Source organism: Bacteroides thetaiotaomicron VPI-5482 (genome assembly GCF_000011065.1).
In the GTDB taxonomy this organism is placed as follows: domain Bacteria; phylum Bacteroidota; class Bacteroidia; order Bacteroidales; family Bacteroidaceae; genus Bacteroides; species Bacteroides thetaiotaomicron.
The window spans coordinates 1,327,902-1,346,848 of record NC_004663.1 but is presented as its reverse complement, the minus strand read 5'-3'; the positions used below and the strand labels follow the sequence as shown (position 1 = coordinate 1,346,848).

The window sequence follows — 18,947 nt, the reverse complement described above, 5'->3', positions numbered from 1 at the left end:
CCACCTTTAAAATTGTATATTATGAGCAAATCGTTTACATTTGCCTCTATAAACAAGACGGGGAAGTTCTCTTCTCTGAAAAACAATAGTTAAAATTAGAAGATGAAAAGAATATTGGTAAGTGGCGGGGCTGGATTTATAGGCTCGCATCTTTGTACTCGACTTGTAAATGAGGGACACGACGTTATATGTTTGGATAACTTCTTTACAGGTTCTAAGGACAATATAAAGCATTTGATGGGAAACCATCATTTTGAAGTTGTAAGACACGACGTTACTTATCCTTATTCTGCCGAAGTGGATGAAATTTACAATCTGGCTTGTCCGGCGTCACCCATTCATTACCAACATGATCCGATTCAAACTGCCAAAACATCTGTGATGGGGGCTATCAATATGCTCGGACTGGCGATGAGACTGGATGCCAAAATACTGCAAGCCTCCACTAGCGAAGTGTATGGTGATCCAATTATTCATCCTCAGCCGGAAAGCTATTGGGGAAATGTGAATCCGGTAGGTTATCGCTCATGTTATGATGAAGGAAAGAGATGTGCTGAAACCTTGTTTATGGATTACTACCGCCAGAATCAGACTCGCATCAAGATCATTCGTATCTTTAATACTTATGGTCCGAGAATGCTTCCTAATGATGGTCGTGTGGTCTCAAACTTTATCATACAGGCGCTGAATAATGAAGATATCACGATATATGGTGATGGGAAACAGACACGCAGTTTTCAGTATATCGATGACCTGATAGAAGGAATGGTGCGGATGATGGATACGGAGGATGACTTTACGGGTCCGATAAATATTGGAAATCCGAATGAGTTTCCGGTTCTTGAATTGGCGGAAAGAGTGATCCGGATGACTGGCTCTACTTCGAAGATAGTTTTTAAACCTCTGCCGACCGATGATCCGAAACAGCGTCAGCCGGATATAAAACTGGCAAAAGAGAAACTGGGATGGCAGCCTACCGTCGAGCTGGAAGATGGGCTGAAGCGTATGATTGAGTATTTTAAAAATGTCTGATGTAACATAAAAAATAGAATGATATGAATGTGGAAATTAATCCTTCCGAATATAAGGTCCTTATTGTGGACGACGTAATTTCAAATGTCCTTCTGCTGAAGGTGCTTCTGACCAATGAGAAGTTCAATATTGTAACAGCAGGCAATGGAACTCAGGCTTTGGAGCAGGTGAAGAAAGAAAAACCTGATCTTGTGTTGCTGGATGTGATGATGCCGGATATCAGCGGTTTCGAAGTAGCCCAGCAAATGAAGGCCGATGAAGAAATGAGCGAAATTCCAGTGATCTTTCTTACTGCTTTGAATAGTACGGCGGATATCGTGAAAGGATTTCAGGTGGGCGGTAACGATTTTATTTCCAAACCGTTTAATAAAGAGGAACTGATTATTCGTGTAACGCATCAGATCTCGTTGGTGGCAGCCAAACGAATTATCATAGCACAAACAGAAGAGTTGCGCAAGACTATCATAGGACGTGATAAACTCTACTCTGTGATTGCACACGACCTGCGTTCGCCTATGGGCTCTATTAAGATGGTGCTCAATATGCTGATTCTGAACTTACCGAGTGAAACTATCGGCTCTGAAATGTATGAACTGCTGACAATGGCCAATCAGACAACAGAGGATGTATTTTCCTTACTCGACAACTTATTGAAGTGGACGAAGAGTCAGATTGGTAAGCTGAAAGTTGTTTACCAGAATATCGATATGGTAGAAGTAGTGGAAGGAGTGAGCGAGATCTTTACAATGGTAGCCGGGCTGAAGAATATCCACATTGCTGTGGAAATACCTGAAGATCGTATGGAAGTACGTGCGGATATTGATATGATTAAGACAGTTATCCGTAACTTGATAAGTAATGCAATCAAGTTCAGTAACGAGGGATCGGAAGTCTTGGTATCACTGAGAGAAGAAGATAGCATGGCGATAGTTAGCGTGAAGGATAGCGGGTGTGGTATTGATGAAGAAAATCAGAAGAAATTGTTGCATACCGATACGCATTTCAGTACTTTCGGTACAAATAATGAAGAAGGTTCAGGACTCGGACTGCTGCTCTGTAAGGACTTTGTTACTAAGAACGGAGGTGAGCTCTGGTTCACTTCGAAGAAAGGAGAAGGTTCTACGTTCAGTTTCTCGATTCCGTTGTTGGAAAGCTAATATAAGTTCGATATAAGATAAAAACCTGTCCTGTTTTCTAAGCACATTACTTTAGAGAAGTAGTGACAGCTCAGAATAACAGGACAGGTTTTGTTTGATAGTTATAAATTATTCTTTCAGCATTTTATCGTTTACAAATGGCTTTAAAATCACAATAAGCACATTTCTTTGTATCTTCTGTCTGTGTGAAAGGCTCATTCTCATCGAATATTTCTTTTAATAGTCTTTGCAGACGTTCTCGGAATTCATCTTCAAAAAAGGCAAAGTTGTTGACCGGAATCTTCGGTTGGCGTGGCTCTCCCATTTCAATGACGGGCGAATAGCTTTCAGAGGCTGCCCGATGGATGTAGAGAAGGGAAGGAGCTACTTTCAGAGACTGCTGCCGGCTCATAATGGCAGCATACAGGAAAGTCTGGAAGATATAGTTGGGACGCGTTTCCGACGGAGTAAACAGTTGCTCGATGTTGGCAGGCGTCTTGGGGCTTCCTCCGGTTTTATAGTCTACAATACGCAGGGTGGTGTCTTTGGCATCCATACGATCGATGGTTCCTCCCAATCGGAGGGTGATCGGACCTTGACCGGTCTGAATCGTTATCTTTTCGGCAACAGGTTTTTCCATGGCGACCATTTCGAAGGGGGCGTATTGCAGGTCATTCCTCAGCAGTTGTTTCAGATAGGAGACGATTACTTTGGAGTTGATGAGTTGTACGCCATTATATTCGGGCTTTTCGTCTGCCGGAACCTTGAAAAGCTCTTGCTTGAAAGCGAGGTCAACATAGTTTTGTAGTTTGACTTCGTTGCGCAGCAAGCGTTCCAAATCTTCTTTTTGTATTATTTTCCTGTTAGCGGTCAGGTCTGTATAAGCTAATTGGGCGGAGAGGTGGAAGATGGTTCCGAACAATGCGGAGTCGATTTCCGCACTGACTTCGTCCGGTGCTTTTAGTCTGGCTACATAACGGTAATAGAATTTCAGCCGGCAATCGAGATAGGCGTTGAGGGCTGAAGGAGAAAGTATATACGATTGGGGATTCGAACAATCATAAGAGCAGCGAAGTCGTTCGAATACTTCCGGAGTTTTCTCTATGCTGATATCTGTTGTACCTTGAGGAGATTGTCCGGCTTCAAGATATTCGCGGGTAATCTTGTGAGGCCCTTCTACAAGCAATTGTAACATGAAACGGGATTCTTCTCCACGGTTCAGCCCATTGGAAGAAGTGTTGTAAAGCAAGGTGATGTTTTCCGCCCGTTGTATCAGTCGGTAGAAATAATAGGCATAGACCGCATTTTTGTGTTCGATGGTGGTCATACCGAAAGCTTTCCGGAGGTTATAGGGAATAAAGGAAGAATCACCTCCTGATTTAGGCAATTGTCCTTCGTTGAGAGAGAGAAGGATGATATTGCGAAAGTCAAGGTTACGGGTTTCCAGTACTCCCATGACTTGCATACCAATGGCAGGTTCACCGTGGAAAGGAATGTTGGAGGCGGTCAGCACTTTGCTGACCAGGCGTCTTAGTGTGTCGGTGCGTACATTCAGCTCTCCGGTTTCTATCAGGCTATAGAGACGGTTGATGGTGGTATAGCTCTTGAAGAGGGATTCCCGGTATAGCTGATTGAAGATATCGTTGTACTCGCTTTCTTCCCGATAGAGAAGGGAGATGTCTTTGATTAATTCTGTCAGGTAGTCGCATAGCTCCTTGATGCCGCTTCGGGGAGTGAAAAGTTTGATCAGGAAATCATCCATTTTCAGTTCCGAAGGGAGCGGGTAGAAGCGGTTAGTCTTGGTCAGTTCCCGTTCCAGAGGTTCAGCGTTGATGGATAGCTGACGGGTATATGGGTGCTTCAGTATAGCGGATACGGTTTCGTAGGTGAAACGTCCGGTAGCGGTACGGTAGCCGTTCGTTTGTAATTCCATAGCGGCATTAATAAAGCTGTATACCGGAGTTTGTGCAAGCGGGAAACCCATCGTGATGTTGACGTTCTCCACTTCTTGCGGGATGGAGTGGAGTACGGGAAGCAGCAGGGCTTCGTTGCAGAGGACTACGGCGTTCTCTTTTTCTTCGTTGGCAGTGGAAAGAGTACTTTGTACCCATTCCGGAAGAAAGCGGGCTTGCGCGTTCTCGGTAGAAGCGGAGATATAGCGTATGTTCTTCGGCTTCCGCAGAGTGTCGAAACAACTTTCGGGCAATTCATTCGGGAATAGTTTCAGATTACGGTTGATGAATTCTCCGGCTTCGTGTTTGACTATTTGCTTGGTATAAAAGAGATCGTAATCCCAGTAGAACATGGCTTTATCCGCATCTTGTAATAGCTGAAAGAACTTGGTCTCTACTTTGTTGAGCACGTTGAAGCCGACAAAAATATATTTGTCGTATTTCAGTCGGGTGGTATCGAGTTGCTCGATTACATTGCGATATAGCATTCCTTCATAGGCTATTCCGAGTTCTGCTAAGTTCTCACGGTAGCGGTGGTAGATAGTACCCAGTTTGTCCCAAAGGGAGATAAACTTCTCTTTGAGTACGGTACGACGCTCGATAGAGAAGTTTTGGAAGAACTGTTGAATCGCTTCTTCCTGCTCTTTATCAAGGAATTCATAATCGTCCATCAGATTCTTCAGGTCCTGCAAGTTACTGAAGAGCTTATTCGCATCTACCAGGTTTTTATCTACATCGTCGAAATCGCTGATCAGCAGCTCGCCCCAAAAATAGAAGTCGTCCAGTGTTTCCTGGCTTTCTGTTTCTTCACGGAATACTTTATATAGTTCGCAGACCAACCGGATAGGGTCACCCGCTTTCTGTACAGATAACTTCCTGAACAGGTCGCTGATACTCATTGCGGCAGGAGACCAGATCGGTTGGTCGGATTCTCCTGCCAGATGTTCGTTGAAGAATAAGTTGGCACGCTTGTTAGGGAAGACGAGTACTGTACGAGACAGATCGTTTCCTATCTTGGCATATAAATCGTGAGCGACTAGTTGGAGAAATGATTGCATATCAATTATAAGTTTTTTCTATCTTAGATATTTGTTTATTGCAGCCTGAACATTACAGGAATCGTAAAGCGGACGGCTACTTTCGTTCCGTCATCCAGTTCTCCCGGTTTCCATTTAGGCATAAGACCGACGACACGTAATGCTTCTTTATCCAGATAAGGATCTACACCACGTACAACTTTGGGTTGAACTATATTTCCTTCTTTATCTACGATAAATTGTACAATGGCGCGGCCTTGACATACACCTCCCTGGGACATTGAGGGGTATCTTATGTTTGCACTAATGAATTTCATTAGTTCTCGTGCTCCTCCCGGAAATTCAGGCATGACAGCAGCCACTTCTAATACATCGGTAAGCGAATCTTTTTCAGAAAGCGAGTCTTTTACCGTTATTATATCACCTGATATAGGAGTAATCTCAATTAATCCCATCTCTTGGGGTAGTTCAGGTAATTCTTGTTTGTTTACTGTATCTTTCTCTACCATAGGTATAGTATCTTCTACAGGAGTCGGGCATATTTCTCCAAACATTACACTAGCATTGGTAGAGTCACTGATAGTTTCCTGGTTAGTTCCTTTATTAGGAGAACTACTACATGAAGTCATCGGTGCCATTGCTACCAGTCCGGCAGATATCCCCAATATAGTTATGGCTTTTCCAGCCATCCGTTTACGTTCCAACTGTTGTTCCAGATAACGTACTTCGGCTTCGCACTTGGGACAAGTGCCCAGACAATCACCCTGATATTGACACTCGGAAGTAATGAACTCAATATCATTAGCTTCTGCTATTTGTCTGCGGATATCCTTTAATATCTTGCAGGTTTGTTTTCCTCGTTTCATGGCTGACAATTGTTAGGTGTTTTATAAGTAAACCGATCGAATTGGATGATTCCCATTTCTTTCAGTAAACGGATGCTATTATCGACGTCGTTCTCTGTATTGTATGCGGGAATGACGGGGGTACGGACAATGATTTGTTCGTTTTTTCCGTGCTCAATCAAATATTGAAGATTATGCAGGACTTTTTCATTATTTTTTCCGGTGTACTTCTGGTATATGGTATTATTAATGTCTTTGATATCGATGATATAAGAATCGACAACAGGTACTAGTTTCTCTATATTCTCTTGCGTTACATTGAGTGACGTTTCTACGGAAAGCTGCCATTCCTGTCCACAGAGTTGACGGAATTCATAAATGAAATCGCTCTGTAAACAAGGTTCTCCGCCTCCGAATGTAATGCCTCCGTTAGTGGCTAGAAAGTATAATTCATCCTGTCGGACTTCCTCATAAAGCTGCTCGCAGTCATAGTTCTTCCATATACCTTCTGAGTGCAGAGATTGCGGATTGAGGCAATATTTGCAGCGCAGCGGGCAACCATGGAAAGCCACCAGAGTAGTGACTCCCTCTCCATCAGTACTGAGCCGATGGCGGCTAATTCCTATGAGCGGTGCGGCTTTCATTATTTCACTTTTACAATTAGCTCTTCATCTACGTACCACAGGTAGCCGGTGATATTTTTATATCCCATCTTAGTAAGCAGTTGCATATATCCTTTTACCTGTTTGTTATATTGGAGGTTCTCTTTACCGAATTTGAAGTCAACTACAACTACTTGACCGTCTTTCATCATTACACGGTCGGGACGTCGGGTTTGCAACACCCCTTTTTCTTTGTAAATGATGGCACATTCGTTAAACAGAGTCCATTCACCCGAATACCAGTTCTGAATCTCCGGGGAGGAGAATGCTTTTCGGGCTACTTCCCGTATTTCTTCGGCCTTTTCGCTGCTGGCGATGACCCCTTCGAAAATGAGGCGCTCAATAGCCGGATCAATATCTTCTGCTGTTTCTATGGCAGAAAATAGCGTGTGCAACATACGTCCGCGATGAATGAAACGGTCATCCGATTCTTCTTCCTCGATCCCCTGAATGAAATCGGCGGAGCGGTTGGATTGACGGAATTCAATCTCATGACGCATGGACTCCATGTGGACAGGCAACTTATCCGGCTTCTGAGTCAGTTTATTGGTCGAAGTTTTTGCTTTTTCTTCTTCCGAAGGACAGAGTTCTCCTTGTTCATAGCAATCTTCCTCCCAGTCGAGGCCTTCTTTGAGGGCAACTACAGGCAGTGTATTGGCCAACAGTTCGGACATGGTTCCTTTTTGTCCTTTCTTGCTCCAGATGATCAGATTCTTTCCGGCACGGGTGAAGGCTACATAAAGCAGGTTGAGATTGTCTACCCACAGTTGAAGACGTTCCAGCAGATAATCGTTCCCATAGATAGATTCGGCCATTTGTGTCGAGTAATTGATGGGAAGGATATCCATGGCATTGAACGGAGCTTCCTGAGGGGCACACCATACCAGTTGGTTATTCGTTTCATTCTCCAGTTTCCAGTCGCAGAAGGGAAGGAGTACTGTATGAAATTCCAATCCTTTGGATTTGTGGATGGAGAAGATTCGGATACCTTCCACTTCACCGCTGGGAATGGTTTTGCTGCACAGCGTCTCATCCCAGTAGCGGATAAAACCGTCGAGCTCCGAGGAGTTACTTTGCAAATAATCCGTTACGGCATCGAAGAAGGCAAACAGATAGGCATCCTGTTCTTCAATGTGACTCATTTTGAAGATGCTGAATAGTTCTTCCAGCAATTCGTAGAGAGGCATGAGACGGAGTTCTTTCTGCTTTTCAAGAAATGCGGGCGGCAGATAGTTTTCTATCGGAAGGAGCAGAAGGGTGTTCCAGTCCAGATTCTTTTGCAGAACTTCGTTCTGATAGGCTATTGCCAGTTGGGCCCGTGCAATTTTATTGCTCTCGTCGGATAGAAATCGCAGTGCGTCTATCATCATGCAGATGGCAAGAGAGGCATCGAGGCGGAAGGCTTCGTCTGATACAATTTTATAATGTAACTCTTTGTCGAAGTAGTCCGCGATGCGGGGAATACTTTTGTTCTTGCGTACAAGGATAGCTATGTCATTCAGCCGTACACCGGAAGAAAGCAGATGCTCTACTTCTTCACCGAGACTTATCAGCGTCTGGTCTGTATAGTCATGCGCTTCGTCCGGTTCCAGGAAAGTGGCTTTGACATATCCTTTCTGTACACTTCGCGGAGATTCCTGTACCACATCGGCATAGGCTTTCTGAAGATCATCGCAATCTTTACCCAACTGTTTTTTGTATACTTCGTTCAGGTAATTTACGGCAGCAGTGAATATTTGGTTGTTGAACCGGATGACATTGGTCTCACTTCTCCGGTTGGTGGCTAAGGTCTTTACCTTGATGGGGAAATGCTCGATGCGGTCGTTCAGACCGTTAAGGATTCCCCAGTCACCGTTTCGCCAGCGGTAGATGGACTGTTTGACGTCTCCTACTATCAGGCTGTCTGCTCCTTGTGAAAGCCCTTCGAGCAGGAGCAGTTTGAAATTTCCCCATTGCATCCGGCTGGTGTCTTGAAACTCGTCGATCATGACATTGCGGATGTTGGTTCCTATCTTTTCGAACACGAAAGAGGAATCTCCGTCCTTAACCAGTTGATGGAGCAGGGCATTGGTATCTGATAAAAGGAACCGGTTGTTGTCATGGTTCAGCTGTCGCACTTCTTCGTCGATATTGGCGAGAAGCTGTACCTTGTTGAGATGCTGCAGGGAAAGCCGGCAACTATTTAGCAGGAGATTGTTTTTAGAACGCAGCTTCTCCGCATCCTCCAGTATCTGCATCAGGCTGGATTTCGCAAGATCAATAATATCGGCAAACCGTGGAGATGTTTTGGTAGCCCAGTGTTTGGCATCTTCCAGGCATTTCTCTACAGTGGCATTGCGGATGTCATTACTTAGAATGCCATTGTTCAGCTTACGGAAATAGCTGCCGATTCCTCGTGAACCGTTTTTTAGTTCATCTGCGGTAAGGGCGTGTCCTTCCAGTTCTCCTTCAAACTGGTCATAGAATCCTTTCATTTGCTCCAGGATTTCTGTTTCCAATGCTTTCAGCTGCTTGCGGTATTCTTTGATGGTATCCGGATTGCGGAGGCGCTGGCGGAGACCTTCACCTTTTTCTATATATCCTTCGTCGAAGATGTTGCGCCCGAAATTTTTGACTTCATCCGATACATTCCAGCGTTTGTCATCAGCTATTCGTTCGTTGATGTAGTCTAACAGCCATGCGAGGACAGGAGAGGTGGGACCCAGTTTCTCAATCATGCTGTCCACCGCATCACTGAGTACTTCCGCATTGTTCAGTTCGATATTCAGATTCGGACTGAGTTCCAGCTCACGTGCCAGATTGCGCATGACGGACTGGAAAAAAGAATCGATGGTCTCTACACGGAAACGACTGTAGTCGTGCAACATATATCCGAGGGCGATTCCTGCGGCTTCCCGTATTTCCTGTTCTGTCTTCTTTGTTTCTTCTTTGATGCGGTTCAGGTAGGCCTCGGAATCTTTGTCGCCGATCTGAATGCCGTATAGCTGACTGAGAATACGTTCTTTCATTTCTGCTGTTGCCTTATTGGTAAAGGTAACAGCGAGAATCTGCCGGTAGGCACGTGGATTCAGTATCAGCAACTTTATGTATTCCACTGCAAGGGTAAAGGTTTTGCCTGAACCTGCCGAGGCTTTATAGACTAGGAGTTCACTCATGCTTTTGATATGAATTGTTTCATGATTGTTTGAATATGTCAAGCCCGAAATAAAGAATAAATAAAGGCAAATAGTCTTTTAGGGCAATGCGTAATAGCTTTAAAGCCTGTCCGATACGATAGTTAACGGTTTGGGGAGAGACGTTCAGCTTTTCTGCAATTTCTTTATGGGTCATCCGGTGATTACGATTCATTTCGTATGCTTCCCGATAATCTTTGGGAAGCTGTTTCAGAGCATTCTCATAAAGGCGGAACAACTCATTTTCCAGATAAAAGTCAGGATTGTCGAATTCTTTCTCGAATTTTTCTGTAATCTCCTGATGTACTTTTCGTCTGATCTCGAAATGGGAAATACGGTTCAGAGCTTTGTTTTTGACAATAGTAAAGAGAAGCGTTTTCAATGTAAGCTCTTCCATAAGACTACAGCGGTTTTCCCATAACCACATCATCGTGTCCTGTACAATCTCCTCAATCTCCTCCTGCTCGCTGACATATTGCGAACAAAAGGCGCACAATCTACGGAAATAATACCTGTAGACAGCGTCGAATACATATTCTTCGCCTGCTTTCAAGGCATTGATGATAGATTTATTATTGTTAATATCTAGGTATATAGGAGGTTGTTGCATTCTTCATTATTTTTTATGCAGAGCAAAAATAATGAAAGCAATGAAAGAAACGAAATAAAACGGGAGAAAATATTTTTTTCTTTTTTAGTTTAGTATATTTGCGCTGCCAACTGTATTAATAACAGAGGTATTATATTTTTTTATAGTAAAAGGATGATTGAACATGGATGAATCTATCTTGATGAACTACCTGAGGGGAGGATGCAATGACGAAGAATGTCAGCAGGTAGAACTATGGTGTGAAGAAGCACCGGAAAACCGACAAATACTAGAGCAGCTATATTATACCCTTTTTGTAGGCGACCGTATGGCAGTGATGGATGCTGTAGACACAGAAGCGTCACTGACGAAGTTTAAGTCGCTCGTACGTGAAAAGGAGAAAAAAGCCAAGCGAAGAAGTATATCGGTTCGATGGGGACGTTATGCGTCCGCGACAGCCGCTTTTCTGGCAGGTCTTGTTTTCGCAGGCGGAATTGCGTGGGGATTGCTTTCCAATAAACTTTCTGATTATACAGTGATGACTACCGGTGGACAGAGAGCGCAAACAGTGCTTCCGGACGGTAGTAAGGTTTGGCTGAATGCATCTACGAAGCTTATTTACCGTAACTCTTTCTGGAGTACGGATCGACAGATTGATTTGTCGGGCGAGGCTTACTTTGAAGTGGCTCGTGACAAGCATGCTCCATTCATTGTAAATACGAAGCATATTAAGACTTGTGTATTGGGTACAAAGTTTAATGTACGGGCACGTGAAGAAGAGGACAGGGTAGTGACCACTCTGTTGCAAGGTTCTGTACGAATGGAATCTCCACGAACCGTCAATAATGGCTATCTGCTGAAACCGGGACAAACGTTGAACATTAATACAACGACCTATCAGGCTGAATTAATAGAATATGCCGAGCCGACCGAAGTTCTTCTGTGGATTAACGGAAAATTGAAATTTAAGCAACATTCATTGCTGGAGATTACAAATATTATGGAGAAACTGTATGACTTGAAGTTTGTGTATGATGACGAAAGTCTGAAGACCGAACGGTTCACCGGTGAATTCTCTACTGATAATCTTCCGGACGAAATATTGAATGTATTGATGCATACAAATCACTTCAGCTATAAGAAGGAAGGACGGATTATTCGATTGTCTAAAAAATAAAGAGGATAAAGAGAATGTTAAAAAAAGGTATGTCGCCCAGCGACATACCTTTTTAAGTTTTATTCCAGCCCTATTTCATCTACGAATATAAATGCCGGTCTTCCTTTACCCCAATGCCATGCCGGTATGTTATATTCCGGACGGGCTGCTATTTTTACATAACGTGCCTGCACTGTATCGAAAGAAAGTTCATGGGTATAGATGCCATTCTTATCTTCCTTACTGACGGCGGGGTAAACTTCGGATTTTACTTCTTTATACTCTTTCCCATCGTTTGATACGGCTACGGAAAGTTCGCGTAAATCAAGAATTTCTTCTCCTATTTCTACGTAGGTGCGTACCCATGCTTTGCTTATCGGAGTCTCCTGTTGCAGGTCAATCACTGCTTCAAGGTCGTTCTGATAGAAGGCAATCCATCGTCCGGTACGGTAATTTCTGCTTCCTGCCAGTCCGTCAATGAGTGTATTCTTTCCTTCGAATTTATACTTTTCATTAATGGGCTGCTGCATGGTGATCGGCTGCATGGTGGCTTTGTTGAATTTGATATCCTCTTTCAACACTGCACTACTGCCGTTGGGACGGATAGTGATTGCTTTCAGTGTGCAGCTTTGGCCGATTTTCAGTGTGTCCGTGTATATATTGGAACTGGCTGTAGGTTCACTGCCATCAAGTGTATAGTAGACCGGAGTATTATCAATAGTAGATAAAACAACATTCAATACGTTGGCTTCGGTATCAGGTATATATTGGGACTTTACCTGGAAGATATGTTTGGCATAGTTATATTGATTGATGTCATAGACAGCGATCAGTCCGGGCAATCGTTTCAGGAAATCCGCATATTCTTTTTTCTTCGGCATAGTCCACTGTATTTCTGATAATGCGGCCATACGGGGTAGTTCCATATATTCTACCTGACTATAAGTAGGGGTATATTCCGTCCATAAGTTGGCTTGTACGCCCACGATATGCTTAGCTTCTTCAGGAGTGAGTATCTGAGGAACCGGTTCGTAGCTATATACCTTTTCTAAAGGTACATACCCTCCGATAGCAGGCGGTTCATTGTCTGTATCCATGGTCTGATAGTAATCGAAGTACAGGAATGAACTGGGTGTCATGATTGCGTCATGTTTATGCTTCACTGCTTCAATTCCTCCTTCTATACCTCTCCATGACATCACAGTGGCATTAGGTGCCAGTCCTCCTTCCAGTATTTCTTCCCAACCAATGATCTGACGTCCCTTGCCGTTAAGAAACTGTTCAGCATAATTAATGATATAACTCTGAAGCCTTTGTTCGGCTGTGTGACCTTTATCGGCTTTTAGTCCCAGTTCCTTGATACGTGCCTGACATTTCGGGCATTTCTCCCAACGTACCTTCGGGCATTCATCACCGCCGACATGAATATATTCGGATGGGAAAATATCTATAATTTCATTCAGGACATCTTCTATAAATGTCAGTGTCTTGTCATTTCCTGCACAGAGCACATCTTCTGATACTCCCCACATTTTCCATACTTCATAGGGGCCGCCCGTGCAACCCAATTCGGGGTAAGCAGCAAGCGCAGCCTGCATATGTCCCGGAAGGTCAATTTCCGGTATTACTGTGATATGGCGTTCCTGTGCATATTTTACAATCTCCCTAGCTTCATCCTGTGTGTAAAAACCGCTATAGGGAATGCCGTCATATTCTCCAGAATTATGTCCGATGACTGTCTCCGAGCGTTTGGAACCGATAGTGGTCAACTCCGGACGTTTTTTGATTTCAATTCTCCATCCCTGATCATCGGTCAGATGCCAGTGAAGACGGTTGATATTGTGTAAAGCCATCATATCAATAAAGCGTTTGACAGAGTCGGCCGGGAAGAAATGGCGTGAAACATCTAAATGTACTCCGCGATAGGAGAAACGTGGATAGTCGTTAATTTCGGCAGCAGGAAGGCTTATGTCTCCTTTGTTTGTAATTGGGAGTGACTTCCGTAAAGTCTGTATGCCATAAAAAGTTCCTGCTTCTGAAGTACCTGTGATGGTTACGTTGTCTTGGGTTACTTTTAGTTGATATGCTTCGGCATTGTCTGCATTCAGACCTGTTGCTAAGATTATTGCGTTTGAAGTGACTGGCTCGTCAATGACTTTCAGCTTTTTGCCGGACATCTGATGAATGTATTTCGCCAACAGATTTGCATTTTGCTGCATTTCTTTGTTATCTTTCGGATAGACGATGGAAGTACGGTCATTTAGTACAAAGCTTCCGGTCGTAATTTTGATTTCCTGAGGCAGAGGAATAACTTCGTAGTTTGCCTGCTGAATAACTCCTGAAGAACAGGAAAATAGTCCACTGCATAAAAGAATGACTCCTAATAGATGATGTTTTTTCATTTTATCTAATTTATGTTTGCTAAAGGTGGATTGTAGCTCTATATAAAAACAAGAGCAAACTTATACATTTTTCTTGTAAGTCTGCTCTTGTCCGATATTTAATTGATGGAAAACTTATTCCATACGCTTATTACCATGCATAAATATAGAACCTTGTGATATCTACGCGGCTGGGAACAGTAATCATCTGATACTTCAGGTAACGTGTCTTAACCCGCTCGTCGAATGTGATAGTCTGAGTTCTTCCTTTAGTATCCCATTGTCCGATGGATACCCAGTCATCTCCATTCTCCGAAGAGAATATTTCCACTTTTGAAGGAGCATATCCGGCTCCCCAATGGGTTGTTTGAACGCCTGTGACGTTTTTAACTTCTTTGAAGTCAACTGTCAACCAGAAAGGTACTCCATTTGTAGCAACGTCATTCGTTCCTGTTCCTGCGACAGAGTTTGATGCCGAATTTTCTACTCCGGTCATAAAGGTGAATATCCAGTCTTTGACGTTGGTCAGTAGCACACTTTCCTTTTTCTTTTCTGCGGTTTTAGAGATTTTCAGAACTATTTCCTGATAGTATGCTGCATTAGTAACTTCCGCCGATGTTGATTCGATATCTGCGATTTTTATTTTCAGAGTATACTCAAGCGCTTCTTTGGTATTTTCTAGATACTTCCAGTCTGTGATGCTCAAAGTAATCGGTTCTGAAGCTGTAGAACCAGCTTTTATCAACAGATTTTTGGCAGACAGATTGATTTTGTTTGCATCTATACCATCACAGGTGACACTATAGTGTACATTTATATCCTGGGTAACAGCTTTTTGTGTTGTAGCCATAAACTGAAACTCAACACTGCCTTCAATACCTTCTTCTTCCACATGCTTTAGTGTAAACGAAGGAGTCGGTCTCAAATAATCTGCCGGCAATAAAGAAACATAGCTCATATCCCATTCGTTGACCGAATCATCATCGCTGCAAGATGAGAAGAAAGGGATCATTGCACTCATGAGTGTAATGATTATTGATTGAAATACTTTATTCATAGTAACTATATTAAAATTGTACCATCATTTATTTCCATGGAGTAGCTTCATCTGTAGACAGAATCTTATCTATCCACACAGGAGTGACTGTTGTGGTAATAGTATGCCCTTTACCGGTAGCATCTTCAAATACATTACCTTTACCTTCATTGAATCTCCAATAAGCTTCTAATCCCGGAGATTTTGGACTTGTGATAGTCATGTTGTTCTGAATCTGAATTTCCGACCGGCATACAGACCAGATACGGGCTTCACTTACCAAGATTTTACATCCGCTCCACCAGCTACCGCCACTGAACCAACTCATATTACCAAATATACAAGGTCCGCCGGCAACGTCTTTTGAACCTCCGTCTTTACCGTTAATATAGATACGATATTTAGAACCGTTGTATGTCACAGCAAGATGTTGCCACTTATTAGGTTCGAAAGAGTAGGTCGGATTCAGATAGGTTTCATGAGTCTGAATCTGAACTAATGAGTGAGCTTTGTGGTCACTATTGTCGCTTTGCGGATCTTCGAAACGCAATAACAAGCTCTTGCCGTCGCTGCCGGATGTGCTGAATACTGCACGGTTACGATTGGCAGTATTGCTTACCTGGAAACGAACTTCGACAGTAAACTCGTTGTAGGTTTCAGGAGCTTCAGAGAATTTCTTGGCTACGAGTTCTGTACTTCCGACAAATTGCGGGGCGGAAAATTCCATGATACTATTGGCAAGAATCACCAAGCTGCCGGTAACAGGCATTACATCAATACTACCTTGTTTGGCTACCAGGCGTACGGGTAAAGCATATGATTCACCGGATGCATTCATTTCCTCGGAGAATGCTTTGATATGTATGGAAATAGGATCTGCATTATAAGCACCTGCCTTAATCGTAATATTGTCCGGAAGGGTGTAATGGGTTTCCGGCAATGCGATGTAGTTTGTACCATTAGCCTTGTTGTATGCGTCAAGAGCAGCCTGATCTATTGCCAGACTATAGCTGTTGTCTTTCTGTTGTGTATTGCTGATATGCGCGTTCAGTGTGACATTGGTTTCACCGCTGCCCATAACAGTCACTTTGGTGCTTGTTGCAGTTAAAGCTTCTTCGAAGAAGACGTGCGTGTCCAATGTACTATAATTCGCATCGTCACAGCCGATCCATGTACCGCCTGCGATAAGCGATATCAACAAGAAGTTTCTTATGTTTTTAATCTGTTTCATAGTGAATTAATATTTAATTAACGGTTTGGTAGAAGGATTCATAATCTGGATAGCTTTGCGTAGATTCTTGTATTCCGGATTTGTCGGATACTCTGCTTCCATATGATAGCTTCCTACTCCGCCTTTACGGAAACCATTTTTCGGTTGCCAGCGTGCCATTCCTTCCAAAGATTTCATGCTGTTGCCATAACGGTCGGTATAAGGATATCCGCCATCCATAGCAGCATCTACAGCCTCAAAGTTTTCGGTCATGATGGTCATCTTTGTGATTTGCTCTTCGGACATTACGCTACCGTAAGTCTGAACGAGTCCCGGACCTGCTACACCACCGTCTATCAGACGTTTGTCCAGATTGTTGTCATTACCGGGTTTATAGGCCTGAATGATAAAGTAATCAAAGTAAGGGCCTACATCGGGTCTGTTCTTTATACTTTGCGGTTCGCCGTCAATGATCAATAACTTGCCGGTTCCCGATTTAGGACCGAAGTGTTTGCCAAGTTCGTCTACGAATATGAACATTCTGTCATCGTCGTCCACAATGTTACCTTTATTACCATAGTTTGGTTCGTAGTCGATATCGAATCCGTCATAGCCGTATTTGTTGATCGTATCAGCGATAGCATTTGCATATTTGCGGATAGATGCTTCGACGGCTTCTTTATCAGACTCGTCCGAAGGCCAGCCCCAGAAATCATTAACAGCTTCCTGTTGGCTTGCGAATCCCATTGACTCCCAATTGTCATATATATGTTGTGGAGTGATCTGTGTACCTACCGAAGTGATGATAAAGCACATGGTGAAGCGAGTTCCTTTTACTTCTTGACAGAACTTGAGATCCTTCTTTTGCGCTTCTGTAATATTCGACCAATTCCCCCAGATGGAAACGACATCCACGCTATCCGGGATTCCTGCCATGCTGTTTACTAATGAAGCGCCTTCGCCTGTCCAGTTGCCGAACCATCCGAAAGCTTTGGGATGATCAGACTTTTTATATGCGCGCAGGGCTGCATAGTATTCTTCTGAAGGACCTTCGAAGTAATCTTTTGCTTCTGATTCTGTCCAGTCATTACAGCTCACCCATATTGGGGTGCTCAACGCTAACAATAAAAAATATAGTAAATAATTCTTTTTCATATTAATTCTAGTTAGGAGGTTATATTAATTAGTTTTTCCCCACGACAAATCTGTGGCTTCATTATCCGGACCACCATTTTTCAGATACGAAACACCTTGCTGATAATTGGAATGGTTGTTCTGTACTTCCGTGTAAGGGAATCTCAGACGACGCATACCACGCTTGCTGTCTACTCCTGATGGAGACAGATTGTCGATGCAAGGATAGAGTTCCGGATAACCGGTACGGCGATATTCAGCCCATGCTTCCAGTCCCAACGGATAGTTGGCTATCCATTTCTGAGTAATGATACGCTGAAGATTTTCTTCTTCATTGTTGTCATTCCATGCAACGGCAACGGTGTTGGAGATGGTATATGCATGGCCTCTGGGATCATTATTATGTGATACTGTCGGTTTTTCGGTATTTGTCAGATAATTGTCAGGCATTGTTGTGCCGTACTGTTCCATGGAGAGTTTGATTCCTTCTTCATAGTACTCTTTAGCCGATTTATTGCCGACAGACCAGTTCTTCAGTTTGCCTTCCGCACGGAGGAATGCTGTTTCAGCAGCGCAGAATACCAATAGCTTTGAAGTTCCTGTGATGGCCGGTATGGAATAACCTGCAACGTCACTTTTGGCAAAACCATCTTCTCCGGAGCGCATGCCTACATATTCCTGAGTGTGACCAGTGAATGTTGAATGGTTGAAGTATTTAGACATACGCGGATCACCGTATCCGTTCATGTAATCAACGATATTGGCATTGACACGCAAATCACCCCAGCTTACAGCTGCCAATTGGTAAGGGTTTGTCTGCGAGCCGCAATCCATCATGGCATTGTCATTATTTGCTTCGATCAGTCCGGCTTCATGAGATGCGGCAGCTTCCGCATTTTCTTTTGCCATCTCCGGATATGCTGTACTGATGCGGATAGCCACCCTCAGTCGCATGGAATTTGCGAGTCTTGCCCAGTTGGCATAATTGCCGCTGAATACAGGGTCGTTGCTGGCGAGCGGTGCGTTACCATTGGTATCTTTGTAATAGTTATAGAGTACGTTGGCAGCGCTTGCAAAATCTTCCATTATATTCTTATAGACTTGTTCTTCTGTGTCATAAGCTACATAGAAGTTACCTTTTTTCACTTGACTGTAGGGCATCGGACCGTAACAATCGGCAACACGCAGCATGGTTATGGCCCGTATCATACGTGCAAAAGCATAATAGTGCCCGCTTTCATTAGTTGCTTCCTGTATCTGGAAGAAATTACCGTATATTTTCTCGAAATTAGTATTCCAGGGACCTGCATTCCAGGCATCACTTTGATTGAATGTGCCGAAGTTAGTGCCGCTCCATACATTCGCACATGTCAGATAGCCTCCTAACTGACCGACCATCTGATCCATCATCTGCGAGTCATTCTGTTGAATGTTTACAATCGTCTCAATCATTGACTTCATCAAAGTAGAAGGGTCAGCTTCATGAATCTGGAATTGATTGGTGTTGTATTCTTCAAAATTACCGGTACAACTCCCGGCAACTAATACCAAAGCAGTACCGACTGTTATATTTCTTAGATATTTCTTCATAATAATTTTCTCAT

At 43.4% G+C, this 18,947-nt stretch carries 13 protein-coding genes; 3 read left to right on the top strand and 10 right to left on the bottom strand.

What is annotated here, in order from left to right:
• Positions 1-102 precede the first annotated feature (102 nt).
• Together BT_RS05325 and BT_RS05320 are read left to right on the top strand one after the other, a co-directional pair.
• On the top strand, positions 103-1,032 hold the full coding sequence (locus BT_RS05325; protein WP_008763529.1) for a UDP-glucuronic acid decarboxylase family protein: 930 nt from the start codon (positions 103-105) through the stop codon (positions 1,030-1,032).
• A 23-nt stretch (positions 1,033-1,055) separates the two neighbouring features.
• Entirely contained in the window at positions 1,056-2,189 is a 1,134-nt protein-coding gene (locus BT_RS05320; RefSeq protein ID WP_008763530.1) for a hybrid sensor histidine kinase/response regulator, read from the top strand.
• Between the two features lie 124 nt (positions 2,190-2,313).
• Here the strand turns inward: BT_RS05320 and BT_RS05315 are convergent, their stop codons facing one another.
• The 5 genes from BT_RS05315 to BT_RS05295 are packed head-to-tail and all read right to left on the bottom strand — an operon-like array spanning position 2,314 to position 10,447.
• Positions 2,314-5,178, bottom strand: a complete 2,865-nt coding sequence (locus BT_RS05315; RefSeq protein WP_011107600.1) for a PD-(D/E)XK nuclease family protein — start codon at positions 5,176-5,178, stop codon at positions 2,314-2,316.
• Positions 5,179-5,213: 35 nt separating this feature from the next.
• Complete coding sequence (locus tag BT_RS05310) at positions 5,214-6,023, bottom strand: energy transducer TonB (RefSeq protein WP_008763532.1); 810 nt, start codon at positions 6,021-6,023, stop codon at positions 5,214-5,216.
• Positions 6,020-6,646 (bottom strand): radical SAM protein, encoded by a 627-nt coding sequence (locus tag BT_RS05305; protein WP_008763533.1) that lies wholly within the window; start codon positions 6,644-6,646, stop codon positions 6,020-6,022. The genes BT_RS05310 and BT_RS05305 overlap by 4 nt, the downstream gene beginning before the upstream one ends.
• Positions 6,646-9,819 carry a UvrD-helicase domain-containing protein gene (locus BT_RS05300; RefSeq protein WP_011107599.1) on the bottom strand — a complete coding sequence of 1,058 codons (3,174 nt, stop codon included), beginning with the start codon at positions 9,817-9,819 and terminating at the stop codon, positions 6,646-6,648. Before BT_RS05300 ends, BT_RS05305 begins: the two co-directional genes overlap by 1 nt.
• Positions 9,820-9,838: 19 nt before the next feature.
• Positions 9,839-10,447 (bottom strand): RNA polymerase sigma-70 factor, encoded by a 609-nt coding sequence (locus tag BT_RS05295; protein WP_008763535.1) that lies wholly within the window; start codon positions 10,445-10,447, stop codon positions 9,839-9,841.
• Between the two features lie 163 nt (positions 10,448-10,610).
• Here BT_RS05295 and BT_RS05290 point away from each other — a divergent pair, with 163 nt between their 5' ends.
• On the top strand, positions 10,611-11,603 hold the full coding sequence (locus tag BT_RS05290; protein WP_008763536.1) for a FecR family protein: 993 nt from the start codon (positions 10,611-10,613) through the stop codon (positions 11,601-11,603).
• Positions 11,604-11,662: 59 nt separating this feature from the next.
• On the opposite strand, the gene BT_RS05285 is transcribed toward BT_RS05290, so the two are convergent.
• The 5 genes from BT_RS05285 to BT_RS05265 all read right to left on the bottom strand — a co-directional run bounded on the left by BT_RS05285 (position 11,663) and on the right by BT_RS05265 (position 18,933).
• Positions 11,663-13,984, bottom strand: coding sequence for a glycoside hydrolase family 20 protein (locus BT_RS05285; RefSeq protein WP_011107598.1), 2,322 nt, complete (start codon positions 13,982-13,984; stop codon positions 11,663-11,665).
• Between the two features lie 130 nt (positions 13,985-14,114).
• On the bottom strand, positions 14,115-14,984 hold the full coding sequence (locus tag BT_RS05280; protein WP_016267700.1) for a DUF4999 domain-containing protein: 870 nt from the start codon (positions 14,982-14,984) through the stop codon (positions 14,115-14,117).
• Positions 14,985-15,048: 64 nt separating this feature from the next.
• Positions 15,049-16,230, bottom strand: a complete 1,182-nt coding sequence (locus tag BT_RS05275; RefSeq protein WP_008763539.1) for a DUF1735 and LamG domain-containing protein — start codon at positions 16,228-16,230, stop codon at positions 15,049-15,051.
• 6 nt (positions 16,231-16,236) lie between these two features.
• Complete coding sequence (locus BT_RS05270) at positions 16,237-17,364, bottom strand: glycoside hydrolase family 18 (protein ID WP_008763540.1); 1,128 nt, start codon at positions 17,362-17,364, stop codon at positions 16,237-16,239.
• Between the two features lie 24 nt (positions 17,365-17,388).
• Positions 17,389-18,933, bottom strand: a complete 1,545-nt coding sequence (locus BT_RS05265) for a SusD/RagB family nutrient-binding outer membrane lipoprotein (RefSeq protein WP_011107596.1) — start codon at positions 18,931-18,933, stop codon at positions 17,389-17,391.
• Positions 18,934-18,947 lie beyond the last annotated feature (14 nt).

Excerpts from the sequence above, each read along its gene's own strand:
- BT_RS05315 (WP_011107600.1), bottom strand. The coding sequence starts at position 5,178 with ATGCAATCATTTCTCCAACTAGTCGCTCACGATTTATATGCCAAGATA.
- BT_RS05290 (WP_008763536.1), top strand. The coding sequence starts at position 10,611 with ATGGATGAATCTATCTTGATGAACTACCTGAGGGGAGGATGCAATGAC.
- BT_RS05320 (WP_008763530.1), top strand. The coding sequence starts at position 1,056 with ATGAATGTGGAAATTAATCCTTCCGAATATAAGGTCCTTATTGTGGAC.
- BT_RS05285 (WP_011107598.1), bottom strand. The coding sequence starts at position 13,984 with ATGAAAAAACATCATCTATTAGGAGTCATTCTTTTATGCAGTGGACTA.
- BT_RS05295 (WP_008763535.1), bottom strand. The coding sequence starts at position 10,447 with ATGCAACAACCTCCTATATACCTAGATATTAACAATAATAAATCTATC.
- BT_RS05265 (WP_011107596.1), bottom strand. The coding sequence starts at position 18,933 with ATGAAGAAATATCTAAGAAATATAACAGTCGGTACTGCTTTGGTATTA.
- BT_RS05305 (WP_008763533.1), bottom strand. The coding sequence starts at position 6,646 with ATGAAAGCCGCACCGCTCATAGGAATTAGCCGCCATCGGCTCAGTACT.
- BT_RS05280 (WP_016267700.1), bottom strand. The coding sequence starts at position 14,984 with ATGAGTGCAATGATCCCTTTCTTCTCATCTTGCAGCGATGATGATTCG.
- BT_RS05310 (WP_008763532.1), bottom strand. The coding sequence starts at position 6,023 with ATGAAACGAGGAAAACAAACCTGCAAGATATTAAAGGATATCCGCAGA.
- BT_RS05275 (WP_008763539.1), bottom strand. The coding sequence starts at position 16,230 with ATGAAACAGATTAAAAACATAAGAAACTTCTTGTTGATATCGCTTATC.
- BT_RS05270 (WP_008763540.1), bottom strand. The coding sequence starts at position 17,364 with ATGAAAAAGAATTATTTACTATATTTTTTATTGTTAGCGTTGAGCACC.
- BT_RS05300 (WP_011107599.1), bottom strand. The coding sequence starts at position 9,819 with ATGAGTGAACTCCTAGTCTATAAAGCCTCGGCAGGTTCAGGCAAAACC.
- BT_RS05325 (WP_008763529.1), top strand. The coding sequence starts at position 103 with ATGAAAAGAATATTGGTAAGTGGCGGGGCTGGATTTATAGGCTCGCAT.